This is a genomic window from Paenibacillus sp. RC84, from assembly GCF_041260495.1.
GTDB lineage: Bacteria > Bacillota > Bacilli > Paenibacillales > NBRC-103111 > Paenibacillus_F.
In genome coordinates, this window is sequence record NZ_JBGBYL010000005.1 from 195,064 (window position 1) to 211,590 (window position 16,527).

The 16,527-nt window shown below is 58.2% G+C and carries 15 protein-coding genes; 14 read left to right on the plus strand and 1 reads right to left on the minus strand.

Features of this window, described 5'->3' with window-relative positions:
• Positions 1-116 precede the first annotated feature (116 nt).
• The 11 genes from ABH899_RS13505 (at position 117) to glsA (ending at position 12,170) form a co-directional block, all read left to right on the plus strand.
• Positions 117-1,115, plus strand: coding sequence for a beta-ketoacyl-ACP synthase III (locus tag ABH899_RS13505; protein ID WP_369996898.1), 999 nt, complete (start codon positions 117-119; stop codon positions 1,113-1,115).
• Complete coding sequence (locus ABH899_RS13510) at positions 1,105-2,355, plus strand: ATP-grasp domain-containing protein (RefSeq protein ID WP_369996901.1); 1,251 nt, start codon at positions 1,105-1,107, stop codon at positions 2,353-2,355. Before ABH899_RS13505 ends, ABH899_RS13510 begins: the two co-directional genes overlap by 11 nt.
• A complete protein-coding gene (locus ABH899_RS13515) occupies positions 2,279-3,274 on the plus strand; it encodes an NAD-dependent epimerase/dehydratase family protein (protein ID WP_369996903.1) in 996 nt (331 codons plus the stop codon). Before ABH899_RS13510 ends, ABH899_RS13515 begins: the two co-directional genes overlap by 77 nt.
• Positions 3,271-4,116, plus strand: coding sequence for an MBL fold metallo-hydrolase (locus ABH899_RS13520; protein WP_369996906.1), 846 nt, complete (start codon positions 3,271-3,273; stop codon positions 4,114-4,116). The genes ABH899_RS13515 and ABH899_RS13520 overlap by 4 nt, the downstream gene beginning before the upstream one ends.
• Positions 4,113-5,468, plus strand: coding sequence for a F390 synthetase-related protein (locus ABH899_RS13525; RefSeq protein ID WP_369996907.1), 1,356 nt, complete (start codon positions 4,113-4,115; stop codon positions 5,466-5,468). The genes ABH899_RS13520 and ABH899_RS13525 overlap by 4 nt, the downstream gene beginning before the upstream one ends.
• A complete protein-coding gene (locus ABH899_RS13530) occupies positions 5,465-6,724 on the plus strand; it encodes an ATP-grasp domain-containing protein (protein ID WP_369996909.1) in 1,260 nt (419 codons plus the stop codon). The genes ABH899_RS13525 and ABH899_RS13530 overlap by 4 nt, the downstream gene beginning before the upstream one ends.
• A 68-nt stretch (positions 6,725-6,792) precedes the next feature.
• A complete protein-coding gene (locus ABH899_RS13535; RefSeq protein ID WP_369996910.1) occupies positions 6,793-7,353 on the plus strand; it encodes an SMI1/KNR4 family protein in 561 nt (186 codons plus the stop codon).
• A gap of 19 nt (positions 7,354-7,372) precedes the next feature.
• Complete coding sequence (locus tag ABH899_RS13540) at positions 7,373-8,566, plus strand: GNAT family N-acetyltransferase (protein ID WP_369996912.1); 1,194 nt, start codon at positions 7,373-7,375, stop codon at positions 8,564-8,566.
• Positions 8,563-9,639: a Rieske 2Fe-2S domain-containing protein gene (locus ABH899_RS13545; RefSeq protein ID WP_369996914.1), complete on the plus strand. Its 1,077-nt coding sequence runs from the start codon at positions 8,563-8,565 to the stop codon at positions 9,637-9,639. The genes ABH899_RS13540 and ABH899_RS13545 overlap by 4 nt, the downstream gene beginning before the upstream one ends.
• Positions 9,640-9,826: 187 nt before the next feature.
• Positions 9,827-11,095 carry a GAF domain-containing sensor histidine kinase gene (locus tag ABH899_RS13550; protein ID WP_369996916.1) on the plus strand — a complete coding sequence of 423 codons (1,269 nt, stop codon included), beginning with the start codon at positions 9,827-9,829 and terminating at the stop codon, positions 11,093-11,095.
• 130 nt (positions 11,096-11,225) lie between these two features.
• Complete coding sequence (gene glsA / locus ABH899_RS13555) at positions 11,226-12,170, plus strand: glutaminase A (protein WP_369996918.1); 945 nt, start codon at positions 11,226-11,228, stop codon at positions 12,168-12,170.
• 6 nt (positions 12,171-12,176) lie between these two features.
• On the opposite strand, the gene ABH899_RS13560 is transcribed toward glsA, so the two are convergent.
• On the minus strand, positions 12,177-12,743 hold the full coding sequence (locus ABH899_RS13560) for a DUF1003 domain-containing protein (RefSeq protein WP_369996920.1): 567 nt from the start codon (positions 12,741-12,743) through the stop codon (positions 12,177-12,179).
• A 198-nt stretch (positions 12,744-12,941) separates the two neighbouring features.
• Between ABH899_RS13560 and ABH899_RS13565 the strand changes: the two genes are divergently transcribed.
• From ABH899_RS13565 to ABH899_RS13575, 3 genes are all read left to right on the plus strand, one after another.
• Positions 12,942-14,156 carry an MFS transporter gene (locus ABH899_RS13565; protein ID WP_369996922.1) on the plus strand — a complete coding sequence of 405 codons (1,215 nt, stop codon included), beginning with the start codon at positions 12,942-12,944 and terminating at the stop codon, positions 14,154-14,156.
• A gap of 355 nt (positions 14,157-14,511) precedes the next feature.
• Positions 14,512-15,204, plus strand: coding sequence for a FadR/GntR family transcriptional regulator (locus ABH899_RS13570; RefSeq protein ID WP_009672910.1), 693 nt, complete (start codon positions 14,512-14,514; stop codon positions 15,202-15,204).
• Positions 15,201-16,469: a CynX/NimT family MFS transporter gene (locus ABH899_RS13575; protein WP_369996924.1), complete on the plus strand. Its 1,269-nt coding sequence runs from the start codon at positions 15,201-15,203 to the stop codon at positions 16,467-16,469. Before ABH899_RS13570 ends, ABH899_RS13575 begins: the two co-directional genes overlap by 4 nt.
• The last annotated feature ends 58 nt before the right edge of the window (positions 16,470-16,527 follow it).

Below are 16,527 nucleotides of genomic sequence, written 5' to 3' on the forward strand. Positions count from 1 at the left end.
CCTAGGTCAATTCGACTCGCTGCCTGCACCGGGTCCTTTTCATGTTTCCGCCAGGGGCGGAGATGCAGAGGGCTGCGGGAAGCTTGTTAAAATAAACGGAAAGCGACGGGAACAGCATGAAAACTCGACAAGTGAAGGTCTTGGGAACCGGGGCCTATCTGCCGGAAAAGCGGGTAACCGCGGAAGATTTGGATATAAGGCTCGGCAAACCCGAGGGCTGGGTGTATAAAAAATCGGGGGTAAAAGTCAGGCATTACGCGGAAAACGAAAGTGTTTCGCAGATGGGGGCGAAGGCCGCTTTCGCGGCACTGGCGGACGCAGGTCTGGAGGCGGAGCAGCTCGACTGCATCGTTTGTACGAATGCGGTTCCGGAGCAGCCCATTCCATGTACGGCGGCGCTGATCCAAAGTGAAATGAAGCTGGGCGATTCGGGCATTCCGTGTCTGGACGTCAACTCCACCTGCCTGTCGTTTCTGGCCGGTCTGGATCTGATTTCCTATCTGATCGACGCGGGCCGGTATGAGCGTGTCCTGCTGGTGGCTCCGGAAATCGCCTCGGTCGGCCTGAATTACAGCCAGTCGGAAAGCGCGATCCTGTTCGGGGACGGAGCGGCCGCCGTGGTAGTCGGGAAAACACCTGCGGGCGAAAGCTCGGGGATCGTGGCTTCCCGTATAGAAACCTACGGCTCCGGCGCGGCGCTCTCCGAGGTGCGAGGGGGCGGCTCCAAGCTGCCCTCGATCGCTTACGAGCCGGATCGTATCGCGGATTTCCTGTTCGATATGCAGGGGGAAGCCTTGTTTAAGAAGACGTCCAAGCTGCTGCCCGATTTTCTGAAAAAGCTGTTCGGAGAAGCCGGCGTCACGCTGGAAGACGTCGCCCTCGTCATTCCCCATCAGGGAAGCGCCATGGCGATGAGGCTGCTTCAGCGAAAGCTGCGGATTCCGGACGACAAATTGATGAACATCATCGAACATCACGGCAATATGATCGCCGCCTCGCTGCCGATGGGGCTGCACAAAGCGGTCCGGCTGGGCCGGCTGAAACGCGGAGACTTGACGGCCGTTATCGGCATCTCGGCCGGGCTGTCCCTGGGCGGGCTTCTTCTTGAGTACTAGCAAGAAGTCCGGAAGCCGCCGCATCCTCATTACCGGCGGCCGGGCGCCCGCCGCGCTGGATTTGGCCCGCCAGCTGTCGGCCCTCGGCCATACGATTTATGCGGCCGACAGTCTGGCAAGCCCTCTGCTGCGCTTTTCGCGCTGCATAGAGAAGTTTATCCGCATTCCGGGACCGCGGGACAATCCGTCCGCCTTTGCGGAAGCGCTGCAGGCAATCGTTCTGGAGCAGAGCATCGACCTGCTGATCCCGACGTGCGAAGAGATTTATTACATCGCTCAAATAAAGAATAAGCTGCAGGGCTGCACCGTGCTGGCCGATGATTTCGGCAAGCTGATCGCCCTTCATGATAAAGCGTCCTTTATCCGCCGGGTAAAGGAGATGGCACTGCCTGCACCCCATACGGTCCTTCTGGAAACGGAGGAGGACATGCACGCGCTTCTGGAACGGGAGGGCACGCGGAAATGGGTGCTGAAGCCTGTTTTCTCCAGATTCGCGAATCACCTGCGTCTGTTCAGTCCGGGTGAAGTACGGCCCCGGATTAACGTTTCGCATGAGAATCCCTGGATCGCTCAGCATTTCGTCGAAGGGCAGGAATACTGCGTCTATGCCATTGCCCACAAGGGCCGATTGACCGCGTATGCGGATTACGCGGCGGATTTCACGGCGGGACGGGGCGCGACTATTTATTTCAAAACCTGCGGACGTCAGGATCTCTTCGGATGGGTGGAGCATTTTGTCCGCGAAATCGGGTTTACGGGACAGATCGCGTTTGACTTTATCGTCAATGAAGCCGGCGTTATTTATCCGCTTGAGTGCAATCCGCGGGCAACGAGCGGGCTGCATCTGTTTACGCCCGATGAGGGAATAGACCGGGCCCTGACGGACTGCACGGACACGGTTATAAGCCCTTCACCCGGAGGCCGTCCCGCGATGATTGCCGCTGCGATGCTGATGTACGGAGCGGTCGCGTGCGGAACGCCTGCCGGGCTGCGTCACTGGATCGCCAGCCTTGCGCGGGGCAGGGATGTGATTTTCAGTCCGGGCGACTGGGGACCTGCTCTGGCCCAAGGCCGGATTTTGCTGGACTTATGGAGAGAAGCGCGGGCAAAACGCGTGCCGCTTAAAGAGATTACCACTTACGACATCGAATGGAATGGTTATTATGAAAGCGTTAGTGACGGGGGCGACAGGTTTTCTCGGAGGAAATCTGATCCGCCGCCTGCTGGAGGAAGGTTATGAGGTGACGGCGGTCGGCCGCAACCCGGAAGCCGGAAGAAGGCTGGCGCAAGAAGGGGCCGACTTCGTGCGGATGGACCTGGCGTCGGAGGATATGCCGGAGGCCGTGCGCGGTCACGAGATTGTTTTCCACTGCGGAGCGATGTCCTCTCCGTGGGGGGCTTACCGCGATTTCTACACGTCCAATGTGACCGGGACGCGGCAGATCATCCGGGGCTGCATGAAGCACGGCGTCCGGCGGCTCGTTAATGTGTCCACCCCGTCGATCTATTTCGACTACCGGGACCGCTACGGCATCTCCGAAGAAGAACCGCTGCCGATGAGAGGCGTCAATGCCTACGCGCAGACGAAACGTCTGGCGGAAAGCGAACTGGACGCCGCCCGCAGGGCCGGTCTTCCGGTGATTACGATCCGGCCGAGAGGGCTCTTCGGTCCCGGAGACACGGCGATTTTCCCGCGTCTGCTGCGGGCTAACGAGGAGAAGTTCGTGCCCGTATTCGGCGACGGACGCGCGTTTATGGATGTCACCTACGTGGACAACGTGACGGAAGCGCTTCTGTGCTGCGCCCGCGCCGATAAGACCTGTAACGGGCAGAAGTATAACATCACCAACGGAGAGCCCGTCTACGTGTACGAGCTGCTGGCGGAGCTTTTCCGGCTGCTGGAGATGCCCTTCCGCGCCCGGAAGGTTCCGTATCCGGCAGCTTACGGCGCGGCGGCGGCGATGGAAGCGTTCGCCGCACTTCCTTTCGCGCGCAAAGAACCGATGCTCACGAGATACACGGTGGCGCTGCTGGCCTTCAGCCAGACGCTGGATATTTCCAAAGCGGAGCGGGAGCTCGGCTACAAGCCACGGGTTTCCGTCGCGGACGGCATCCGGCGGTTCAGCCTGTGGTGGCGGGAACGGGAGGGACACGCATGAAGCTGACGATGCACTGCACGGGTACCTGCAAGCAGTTGGAGATCCTGTCACTCCGCGGGGGGAAATGGCGGTCCGTCGCGTTTCCGGGCCTTTTTGCCATGCTTGAACATCCGTCCGAAGGGTTAATTTTGTTTGATACGGGATATTCCCCGCGTTTTGCGGAGGCGACACGCCGGCTTCCCTATGCGCTGTACCGCTGGACGACTCCGGTGGAGACGGGGGAATATCTAACCGCCGCGGAGCATGTAAGGGCGGCCGGATACGCTCCGGAGGATGTGACTGCGGTCATAATTTCGCATTTTCATGCGGATCACATCTGCGGGCTGGCGGACTTTCCGAACGCGAAGTTCATCTGCTCGAAAGAGGGCTATGATTCGGTCGCTTCCTTAAAAGGGCTGGCTGCGGTAAAAAGAGCGGTGCTCCCGGACTTGATTCCTCCGGATTTCGAGGCCCGGGCAAACTGGGTGGAGCAGTGCCCGGAAGCGGCGCTGCCCGCCGCGTGCCGCCCGTTCGAGCGGGGCTGGGACCTTTTTGGCGACGGGAGTGTGACCGCCGTGGATCTTTCCGGCCATGCCGCTCGCCAGATCGGCGTCTTCCTGAGGGGAGCGGACGGAAATCCCGTGCTGCTCGGCGCGGACGCAAGCTGGTCGGCGCAGGCCGTGCGGGAAAACCGGCTGCCCAGTCCGCCCGCTTTTATTTTGTTCGACGGCAGGCGGGACTACAAACTTACTTTCGGCAATCTCGTGGAGCTGCACCGCAGGCAGCCGGAGATGCGCCTTCTTTTTACCCATTGTGCGGAAGCCTGGGAACTTTGCGGAAAGGAGGGCATTGAACTCCTGTGAAACTCATCCTGCTGCTCAAACAATACGCCCTGACCAAATGGAACGGGCAAAGATGGAAAAGCCGGGAAGACCTTGAGGCTTGGCAAAACGCGCGGGTCCGGGCATTTCTGGAAGAAACCCGGCGCAAGTCGCCTTTCTACGCCCGCCTGTTTGAAGGTCTCCCGCCGGATAGCTGGCGAGAATGGCCGACCATAGACAAGACGGCCATGATGGACGCCTTCGACGAGCTGAACACCGCGGGCATCACGAAGGACGAAGCGCTCCATGCGGCCCTTCAAGCCGAGCGGGAGCGCGACTTTACCCCCGAGCTGAACGGGGTTACCGTCGGGCTTTCCTCCGGCACGTCGGGCAACCGCGGGCTGTTCATCGTCAGCGCCGAGGAAAGAGCGGCGTGGGCGGGCGCCGCCCTGGCGAGAGCTCTGCCGGGTTCCCTGCTGCGAAAGCACCGGATCGCCTTCTTTCTCCGGGCGGACAGCAACCTGTACCAGACGGTGCAATCCCGAAGAATCCGGTTCAGCTTCTTCGACATGATCCGCCCGGTCCCGGAGCATATCGAGCGGCTCGGCCGGCTGCAGCCGACTCTCCTGATCGCCCCGCCGTCCATGCTCCGGCTGCTGGCGGAAGCGAAGCAGAGGGGAGAACTGGCGATTGCGCCGAACAAAATCATTTCCGTCGCGGAAGTGCTGGAACCGGTCGACCGGCAGGTGATCGAGCTTGCTTTCAACACCCGGCTGCACCAGATTTATCAATGCACCGAAGGGTTTCTGGGCGCAACCTGCGAACACGGGACGCTGCATCTCAACGAGGATATCGCCGTGATCCAGCGGGAGTACGTAGATTCCGGGCGGCGGACCTTTATGCCGGTGATTACGGATTTTTCCCGTACATCCCAGCCCATCATCCGCTACCGGCTGAACGATCTGCTCACGCTCCGGGATGAACCTTGTCCCTGCGGTTCGGTGTTCACGGCGGTCGAATCCGTCAGCGGACGCGCGGACGACTTGTTCTTCGGCCGGAGTATGGACGGAGGACAGGACGTTCCGGTCTTCCCGGATTTCATCCGGCGGGCGGTGATGCTGGCTTCGGACGGAATCACCGAATACAAAGTCATCCAGCGTGACCGGGAACGTCTGGAGGTATCGGTCCGCACGAAAGAAGGAGTGCCGGACGTCACCGGACCGCTCCGGCGGGAACTGGCCGGGATTTTCGCCCGGCACGGCTGCCGGCCTCCGGAAATCACGTTTGCGCCTTACTCGTTCCAGCCGGGCTTGACGAAATTGCGTAGAATTGAGCGCGCCTATGCCGTAGAGCCGGATATGACGGCAAGAGAAGGGTGGATCGGCAGCAGATGAATGTGCTCCTCACAGGCTGCCGATCCTACGCGGCTCTGGATCTGGCGAGGCGGTTCCGGGATTCCGGGTGGAACGTATATGCCGCGGACAGTGTCAAATTTCCGGTGTGCCGCGGCTCACGGGCGATAAAAGAATTCTTCCATGTTCCTTCTCCTAGAGAAGGATACCGGGAATTTATTGCCGCGCTCGCGGCCATTATCCGGTCTGCCGGAATCGATCTGCTCCTGCCTACGAGCGAGGAAATCTTTTATATCGCCCATGGGCGGGAAGAGCTGGCCCGGTACTGCCGCGTGTTCTGCGACGATTTCGAAGTTCTGAACTCGCTGCACAACAAATGGAACTTCTCCGGACTGACGGAAGGAATGTCCGCGCAGACGCCAGAGACGAAGCTGCTTATATCCGCCGCTCAATTGAAAGAACTCGGCGATCCGTCCGCATTCGCGTTCAAACCGGTGTACAGCCGCTTCGCTTCGGAGGCGCTTCTGGCTCCTTCCCGGCTTCCGGAGGGCTTTGCGCCGTCCGCGCACCGGCCCTGGATCGCGCAGCGGTACATCCGCGGCCGGGAGCTGTGCAGCTATCACTTGGCCGTGGACGGAGAAATCGCCGCGTACGGTTCCTACGAGCCTCTGTACCGGCTCGGCCAGGCTTCCGGCTATTACTTCAAGCCGGTGCATCGCGAGAAAATCGACCGCTTCGCGGCCGAATTGGTCCGCAAGCTGGATTTTACGGGGCATGTGGCATTCGATTACATAGAAGATAAGGACGGCACCCTGCATGTGCTGGAATGCAACCCGAGGGCGACGAGCGGACTGCATCTCGCAGACACCGCCGGGCTGATGAAGCCGTTCGGCCGCAGGGGAGAACGGCTTTCCGAAGTGACCGAGGGGAAGCTTTTTGCCGGCAGCCGTACTTCCTTGGAAAATCCGGCGGCAATCCGGATAAGCCTCGGAAGCCTCGGAAGCCCCGGAAGCCCCGGAAGCCCCGAATGCCCGAAGCCTGCGGAAGCTCCACCGATGATCGGGTACGCGATGCTGGCGAATCCCTTTTACCACGGCTTTAGCCCCTCGGGAATCGGGCGGTGGTTCCACGATTTCCGGCATGGGCGCGATGTGCTTTTCAGCAGGCAAGACCCGTGGGTGCCGCTGCTGCATGCGGGCAGTCTGGCCGAAACGGTTTTCGACTCGCTGCGCAGGCGGATTCCGTTTAAAGATGCGGCAACCGCCGACATCGAATGGGACGGAGAAGCTTTGTACTGAAGGCGTGCCGCGCTGCGGCGGCCTTTCTTTCAAGCTAAGACCAAAGACAGAAGAGGAGGTGCCTGCCGTTGCGGGACTATTTTTTCGACGAAGTGTTCGCTAAAGAAGCGGGGGCCGCGGAGGAAGTTCTTGAGAGCTTCCATCAAACATGGAAGCTGCCTTTGACGGAAGAAGAAAATCGGGAAATCGCCGCGAGACAGAAGAACCCTTTTCCGGTAAACTCGCCCTTTTACAATCAATATATCCCGATCGATCCGACAAAATGGCGTATACCGCAGGGGAAACTGCCGGGCGCGTATGCGGAATTTCTGCGTTACTCGGACGGAGGGGAATTTCGGACCGGGGAACGATATTTCCAGTTTTTCTCCACCTCCGAATTCCGTGAGATGAATCTGGCGTACGAGCTGCCCGAATACATGCCGTTATCCGTTTCTTTTGCGATGGACGGCTGCGGCAACCATTATCTTTTCGATATGCGAAAAGCGCCGGTGGAAGGCGAATATCCTATCCTTGCCGCTCATTCGGGAAATCTCGGGTACGACGAATGCGTCCGGGTGGCGGATTCCTTCGAGGCGCTTTGCCGGGGAAGAAGCTCGCTGGACGAAGAATTAGACAGCCGTTACACGTAAACGGCCGGGGAGGTAGCGAATGACACAGCCGGCTGAATCTATACAATGGCAGGCGGGACAAACGCCGCGAAGCAGAGCTGGAGCGGGGGATTCCCCCTCGAATGAAACCGGCCCGGGTAAAAATCATCCGGCTAACAAAATGACGGCGGCCTACACCGAGCCGCTGATCGGCAACGGCGCCGGTGCGTATATCCGGAATGTCCGGACGAAGGTGGAACTGGTCCGGGCCGGGGAGCAGCTGCTTCCCGTGACGGTGAACGAAACGGAGTATGACAACTCCTATGTATGTTCGCCGTACTCGACCTATGTGTCCTACGCGCTGGAAGAGCTGGTTCTTTTCAAAAGCGAGCTGCTGAAAGGCGCGCTGCGGGGAGTGATCGGCATTCTTTCGCCGCTGCTGAAAAGCGCCCGGATCAACCGGAACGTACACGTCAATAACTGGCTGCTCTCGACGAATTTGTATGAAGAGCTGCCGAAAGAGGATGTCCGTGTGCTGACCGCCGATCTGCTGGAACGTTTTCCGTCGCATGCGGTCATTTTCAGGTCGCTGAACGAGGTGACGAATCCGCAGCTGATGAAAGACCTGACCGGACTGGGGTGGATTCTCGTTCCGAGCCGGCAGGTGTATTTTTTCGAGGGGCGCGAGCCGGATTACCTGCACAAACCGAACAATGTATGGGACCAAAAGCTGCTTCGGCGCTCGCCGCTGCGGTTTGTGGAGCACGAAGAGATTGAGCCGTCGGATTATCCGCGCATCGTGGAGCTTTACGAGGATTTGTACATCCGTAAATATTCCCGATTGAATCCGCGTTTCACGGAGGCTTACATCGCCAATTGCCATCGGCACGGGCTGCTGCGGATCCGCGGTTTGAGGGACAGTTCGGGGGTGCTGCAGGGCGTAATCGGCTGTTTCGATAAAGCCGGTGTCATTACGGCCCCGCTGGTCGGTTACAACACCGCTCTTCCGCAGAAGGAAGGGCTGTACCGGATGCTGATGAGCCTGGTGCTGACCCGGGCCGCCGAGGAAAGGAAGCTGCTGCATTTAAGCTCCGGCGCCGCGCACTTCAAACGGATCCGGGGAGGCCGCCCGGCCATCGAATACAGCGCCGTCTACATCCGGCATCTGCCTCTGAGGCGGCGGGCCGTATGGCTCGGATTGAGTCATCTTTTGAATGGAGTTGGGGTACCCGTGATGAGGAAGTACCGATTATGAATCTGACGAGGAACGATGTTTGCCAGACGGACGCCGAGAAGGAAGTTCTCTATGCCGAGCTGAAAAAGCACTGGCTCCCGCTTTGTCCGTCGCGGGACCTTAAGCGGAAGCCGCTCGGGCTGACGGTGCTTGACGTACCGCTCGTCCTGTTCCGCACGGAAGAGGGCGCGCACGCGCTGCTGGACCGCTGCCCGCACCGGAACGTGCCGCTTTCGGGAGGCAGGCTGAAAGCGGGGAAGCTGGTCTGCCCTTACCACGGGTGGGAGTTCGACGGGACAGGAGCCTGCACCCGGGTACCGGGGCTGTGCACGTTCAAGCCGGGTCCCCACCACGACGCGTCGCCGGTGGCCTTGCGGGAGCGGGACGGCTTTCTGTGGGCCCGGCTCGGCGGAGGGGCGCGGTCAGGGGGACCGCAGGAAGTATCCGTTCCGGAGCCTCTGGCCCTGCCGTTTATGAACAACCCGGAGTATTACTCCTTCGTCTGGAAAACGGCCGTCCGGGGTTCGCTGCTTAACGCGGCGGAAAATTTGCTGGACGCCACGCACACGCACTATGTCCACGCCGGCCTCATCCGTACGGACAGCGGCCGCCAGACCGTGAACGCCCGCATCCGGGCGGAGGGCACCGCCGTCGAAATCGAATATACCGGCGAATCCGGACAGGCCGGTCTTATCTCGCGTTTATTCGAGCGGGACAGGCAGCGGAGCTTCGGCCGGTTTTATATGCCCGGCGTCGCCCAGATCGAATACTCTTCCGCCAAAGGCTTGACGCTGCTTATTACGGCCGTGATGAGGCCGACTTCGTTCGCTTATCAGGATATTTATGCGGTTATCACGATGAAGCGAGGCCGGTTCACGAACGGGCTGAAGAAGCGGGTGCTGACCCCTTTTCTGAAAAAAGCCTTGAATCAGGACATCGCCATCGTAGAAACCCAGCAGCGAACGATCGAGCGGTGGGGCGGCGAAAGCTTTCATTCCACGCAGGCGGACCTGATCCGTCCTTATCTGGAACAGCTTATGAAGGGAAAGGTTTACGACACCCCTTTTGAGAAGAAGGTCCACTTGTTTGTGTAAGGCTAATTATCCCATGATTTCTTTCAAAATCTTGCGATTTTCCGATAACCGTTGTTATTCCCGTGAATTTAGATGGGAATTCTAGAAATATTCTGTTTTTTTCAAAACCTTTATGCCTGAAAGAGCCGGAAATATAGTACACTTAGAAAGATCGTTATCTGAAAGTAAAGAAAGCTGTGTGATAGCTATGACAAACAGGCACCAGGACCCAGCCGGTTTTTATAACAATATAGAGGAAGCCGCCGCTCATATAATTGAAGTCGTCAGCGGACTGCTTCAAGTGAATACCATTTTTGTCGCAACGAACGACGGCCGGACCAATACGATTCTGAAGGCGTTCAACCGGCGGGAACAGCTCGTGAAGGAAGGGGATGAGCTTCCTTTCGACATCAGCTACTGCAGTCTTGTGGGACGCCGTGCGAACGAGCCTCTCGTTATTTCCGACACGGCTTCAAGTCCCCTTACCGCGGATCTGGAAGTAACCCGTGCGCTCGGAAGCCGTTCTTTTATCGGGCTGCCGATTATTTTGAAGAACGGTCAGTTTTACGGCACGATCTGTATTCTCGATCATCCGTCTTATCCCGTTTCGGAGACCGATCTCAAAACGCTGAGCGCCATGGCGGTCTTTCTTGCCCACGTGGTGGAGCTTGAACATACGGTCGCGGAGCTGCGGGAAGCCCAGCAGATTCTCCGGGATTCCCATGCGGCGTCCGAGCAGTCGTCTCGGATCAAGAGCAAGCTTCTTGCCATGATCGGGCAGGAGATCAAGACCCCGATGACCGGCATCATGGGCATGACGGATCTGATGCAGGATACGGAGCTGAGCGAAGAGCAGAAGAGTTATATGAACATCATTGAAACGAGCAACAAGTCGCTGCTTACTCTCGTAACGGACATTCTGGATTACAGCAAAATGGAATCGGGCGGCGTGGCTGTGGAGGCGGAGCCCTTCGAACTGCTTCCTGCTCTGGAAGAAGTCGTGAATTTGTACGAAATCCGAAATACGGGAGGCCGAACAATCCGCCTCGACGCGGCGTCCGGACTTCCTTCCGTCGTAGTCGGCGATCCGGTGAAGATCCGGGATGTGCTGGTCAAATTGCTTGATCATGCCTCCAAGAACGCCCGATCCGGCGAACTTACCCTCGCGGCGGTCAACCTGCCGGATACGGACCATCCCGATGTTCATCATATCCGTTTTGCCGTCAAAGCGCCGCTCATTACACCCGATAAGCTGGAGTTCCTGCTGGAAACGGCCGGCGGCAAAGCGGGCGGATCTTCCGTTCCCATCTATGAAACGAGTCTGGATCTGGCAATCAGCAAGAAGCTGGTCGACCTCATGGAAGGCCAAATCTGGACGGAGAGCGACAGGCAGAAAGAAACGGATTTGATTTTCTCCCTCACGCTGAGCAGGTATGCCGAAGCGGCTGAAGCTGCGGAAGTGCAAGAATTTAAATAAAAGATGACAGAAGCGCCCCGCGTTTCTGTCATCTTTTTTTCGTTTGGCGGTCATACTTGTTTTATCGAGAAGGAATGCGGAAAGAACACGACAAATTATAAAACGAAATGGAGATAGAGGAGGGAAGTCCATGAATGCCGATCATGAATTCAATGCCATCCAGGCGGCGCTTCCGCAGTGGGTCGAAGAAAGCCGCAAGCTGACTTCCCGGGGAAACGTGGCGTCGTACATTCCGGAGCTTGCTAAATCACCGGCGCCCGCACTGGGCATTCATCTGCTGAACGGGCAGGGGGAGCATTTGTCCGCGGGGGACTGCGGGCTGCCTTTTACGATGCAGAGTATTTCCAAAGTGTTTACGCTGATACTGGCGCTAATGGATCACGGGGAAGAAACCGTCTTCTCCAAGGTCGGCAAAGAGCCGACGGGCGACGATTTCAACTCCATGCTGAAGCTGGAGCTGGTCGAGCCGGGCATCCCGTTTAATCCCTTGATCAACGCGGGAGCGATCGCCGTGTCTTCGTTAATCAAAGGCGACGGACCCGAGGCGAAGTCGGCGAGAGTGCTGGCGTTTTTCCGGGAGATCGCCGCAAACGACAAGCTGGATTATGACGAGGCGGTATACCGGTCGGAAAATGAGACCGGGCATATGAACCGTTCGCTGGCGTATTTTCTGAAGGAGAACGAGGTTCTGGACGGCAGTGTCGAAGAAGTTCTTCAGGTGTATTTCCGCCACTGCTCGATCCGGGTCACATGCGGCGATCTTTCGCGGATGGCCTTGGTTCTCGCTTTTGACGGACAAGACCCGCTCACGGGGAGAACGCTCATTCCGCGGCGCTTCGTACAGATCGCCAAAACGTTCATGACCACTTGCGGAATGTACAACGCCTCCGGGGAGTTCGCCATCAGCGTCGGACTGCCGGCCAAAAGCGGCGTTTCCGGCGGCATTCTGACTCTCGTGCCCGGCCGGTACGGAATCGGTGTTATCGGGCCGGCGCTTAATCACAAAGGCAACAGCGTTGCGGGCGTCGATCTGCTTGAGAAGCTGTCGGAGCGCTTTGACTGGAGCTTGTTTTAAACCTGCTTATTTCTGCTGCTTTGCGCGCGGGGCTTTGGCCCTTCCGGGGCGGCTTTTGGCGCGTGAGCGGGCGGATAACCGGAGCTCGATCCATTGGAGCTTTACTTCAAGCTCCTTTAAGTTTTGCTGAATTTCCAGGTTCTCCTGCTCGGCTTTATAATTGATGGCGATGTCGAGCATCTGCTCCTGTTTGTCCTTGGCGGCCTGGCGGTTCTGGCTTTTCTGAATCAGTGTCGATTGAAACAGGGAAAGGATGGACAGGGAGAAGCTCAAAATAAACAACGAATTTCTTTCGCTGTTGACGAGCATCCACACCGTAATGGTGACGGCGGATGCCGTAACAAACCACCAACTGCCGGCCAGGACAGCAACGTGATCGGCCATCCGGTCCCAGCGGTTCGTCTTTTTCTCCTGCTGTTCGTGCAGATGCGCTTTGATCTTCCCCTGATAGTCGCGGACCATTTCGGTGACGCGCTCGACATCCTCTTTGTGCAGTTTCTGCCGGGGATATTTCTCCAACTGCTTAAAAAGCTGTTCTTCGGAAGTTCTCTCCTGCTCGTTTTTATTCCTCATGGTGTCTGTTCCTCCCGGTTTCTTAACATCTTTTATTTTTCTTGAAAAGGTTAGCCAATTTAAGTGAATGGGGGTAAAATAGTGAATTACCCGGTCCGCTTATCCTCTTAACTGGAAAAGAATAGGGGGATGCCGGAATGTTCCCTTTGGACAGGGGCAGAATAAGCGGACCCTACTAAACGACAAGGGAGAAGCCCAATGCGCGCTATCGCGATGCTTCAAAATCCTAAACAGAGAAAATTGCTGTTCAGCGCCGGTTTAAGCTGGCTGTTCGATGCCATGGATGTAGGCATTATTTCGTTTATCGTCGCGGCTCTGACGGTCCACTGGAAGCTCAGTGCGGGGCAGGTCGGTGTACTGACCAGCATTAACTCGGTCGGAATGGCCTTCGGGGCGGCGATAGCCGGCTATTTGGCCGACCGCTACGGGCGCAAGTCCGTCCTGCTCTGGACGCTGCTTATTTTTTCGGCCGCCAGCGGGTTGTCCGCTTTGGCTACGAGTTTTACCGTCCTCTGCATCCTGCGGTTTATCGCGGGTGTAGGGCTGGGCGGGGAGCTTCCCGTCGCGTCCACGCTCGTGTCGGAGAGTATGCCCGCGCAGGACAGGGGAAGAGCGGTCGTGCTGCTCGAAAGCTTCTGGGCGGGAGGCTGGATTCTGGCGGCGCTGATCGCGTACTTCGTCATCCCGAAGTACGGCTGGCAGTCCGCCTTCGTCATCGGGGCCTTGCCCGCGCTTTACGCGCTGTATTTGAGGCGGGCGATTGAAGATCCTCCGAGGTTCCGGAAAGAACAGTCGGGAGAAACTTCATTTGCCGCGAAAGTGAAATCCGTCTGGTCCCGCGATTACCGCCGGTCGACCGTGATGCTGTGGGTGTTGTGGTTTACGGTCGTGTTTTCGTATTACGGCATGTTCCTGTGGCTTCCTACGGTGATGGTGCTGAAAGGCTTTACGCTCGTCAAAAGCTTTCAGTATGTGCTCATCATGACACTCGCTCAGCTTCCGGGTTATTTTACGGCCGCGTATTTTATCGAGAAATTCGGCCGTAAATTCGTTCTGGTCACTTATCTTGTGCTGACCGCATTCAGCGCCGTATGGTTTGGCGGTGCTTCCACGGAAGGCATGCTGATCGCCGCGGGCATGTGCTTGTCTTTCTTCAACCTCGGAGCCTGGGGCGGGCTGTACGCTTATACGCCGGAGCTGTATCCGACGGCGATCCGCTCGACGGGTGCGGGACTTGCCGCCTCGTTCGGACGGATAGGAGGCATCGTCGCCCCGCTGCTGGTCGGTGTACTCGTAGGCTGGGGAATCGGCATTCAGGCGATTTTCATCCTTTTTTTCGTCATGATCCTGATCGGCGCATTGGCCGTGCTCTTCTGGGGGGACGAGACCAAGGGTAAGGAGCTTTCGTCCTGACCGGAGGCCTGTTGCGGATTTGTGATATCGAATCCCGAAACGGGCGGCGCTTGTAAAAAACGTATCTTATCGAACCCCGGAGGATACCGGGCATTTGCTCCGGCGGGGAATTCATCAAAGGATTGTCTCATTATGGGACAATCCTTTTTTATCGGCGGAAGATGTTCCGGGGCAGCAGATGAGGCCGTCTTGTCGAAAACCAAGGGCATCCCGAAGAGAGGTCATGCGGGCGGCTACCATAAAGGAATGCTACGATACACACCGGAAACCGATGGCGCGAGGTGGTTTACAGATCGCTCTCGTTGTGCTATTTTAGATAAAGACCAATCATCCTATGTTTGGAGGTTTTCGAAATATGCTGGAGAAACCGAAAAAATTAACGCTGGTCGAGCAGGTTGCGGATCAGCTGCAAACTTTAATCGAATCCGGCCAGTGGCCCGTCGGAACGCGTATTCCTCCGGAACCGGAGCTGTCGGAGGCGCTCGGCGTCAGCCGCAATACGATCCGCGAAGCCGTGCGCGCCATGGTTCATGCGGGGCTGCTTCAGACGAAGCAGGGGGACGGCACGTATGTGTGCTCGTCCAGTGTCCTAGGCGTCGTTCTGCAGAAGCGGGTCAGGCAATCCACCCTGGCAGAGACACTGGAAGTACGGCAGGCGCTGGAGCGCGAAGCGGCAAGACTTGCGGCGGAGCGCAGAACGGATGAAGACATCGACTCCTTAAAGCTTCATCTGGATGCGTGCGCGGCGGCGGAGGAATCCCGGGACATGGAGGCCTACTCGGGCGCGGATATCCGGCTTCACCAAGCAGTCGTCACAGCTGCGCATAACGAGCTGTTCAGCGAGCTTTACGCGCATATGACCGAAGCGCTGGATCATTCCGTGCGGAGTTTGTCGGGGCTTATCCCGGAAATCGGACTTTATCGCCGCAGTCACGCCAAAATGATCGACGCCATCATCCGTCAGGATGTAGAAGAAGCCGCAGAGGCGGTCCACGAATATATCTCGCACTCGAGAAACGATCTGAAACGCTTGGAGGAACAATCATGAACACCAGAGAAATGACACCACCCGAAGAACTGCCGCTGGCGCGGCAGGATCAAGATACGGCGCGAACCGCCGGCTGGCTGCTGATCGTCGGCATTTTGTTTATCGGAGCCGTACTGAGAGCTCCGCTCACATCCGTCGGGCCTTTGATCGGCACCATTAAGGGAGAGCTCGGCATCTCCAATACGCTGGCAGGCACTTTGACGACGCTGCCTCTGCTGATGTTTGCCGTTATTTCCCCGTTCGCGCCCAAATGGGCGCGCAAGTACGGGATCGAGGCGGTCCTGCTCGCCGCGGCTGCAATCCTGACGGTCGGCATCTTACTCCGTTCGGCGTCGGGAGCAGGTACGCTCTTTCTGGGAACCGCCCTGCTGGGAGTCGCCATCGCCCTATGCAACGTGCTGCTTCCCAGTCTGATCAAGCGGGATTTTCCCGCACGGATCGGTCTGATGACCGGCGTGTACTCCGTGTCGATGAACTTGAGCGGCGCGGCGGCATCCGGCATCAGCGTACCGGCGGCAAGCGGCCTCGGCTGGAAAGGCGCTCTGGGGGCCTGGGCCGCGTTGAGTCTTCTCGCCCTGCTCTTCTGGCTGCCGCTGGTTAACGGCAGCCGCAAAGCCCGCCAAGGGGCGGCCCGGGTGTCCGCCGTTTCGGCGAATTCCTCCGGCAACAAAGCTGTTTCCGTCTGGAAATCGCCGTTGGCCTGGAAAGTCACCCTGTTCATGGGACTCCAGTCGACGTTCTTCTATGCGTTTGTCGCCTGGCTGCCGGCTGTCCTGAACACCAGAGGACTTTCCGCCGAATACGCAGGATGGATGCTTTCCCTGATGCAGCTTGCGCTTCTGCCCATCACGTTCGTCGTGCCCATTCTGGCGGCCAGAATGGCCAATCAGCGCTTCCTCGTTACGCTCACGTGCGTGCTGTTCCTCGCGGGGATTCTCGGACTGCTGCTGGGAAGCACTGCTCTCGTGCCGCTGTGGATCATCCTGGCCGGCATAGGCGGGGGCTGCGCATTCAGTCTGGCGATGATGTTCTTCAGCCTGCGTACGCGAAGCGCCCAGCAGTCCGCCGAATTGTCCGGCATGGCGCAATCATTCGGTTACCTGCTGGCCGCCGCCGGACCGATTCTGTTCGGGTTCCTGCATGACACGACAGGCGGGTGGACGACTCCGCTTCTCCTGCTCGCCGCAATCGCCGTACTGCTCTTTGTGGTCGGCCAGGGTGCTGCGGCCAACGGGTTCGTCGGAGAAGAACGCGGAGCCGAATGAAGGCTTTACGTTTTACGCGTTTACGAGATCCGAAAGAAATGCGGCGTCCATCTGTGGT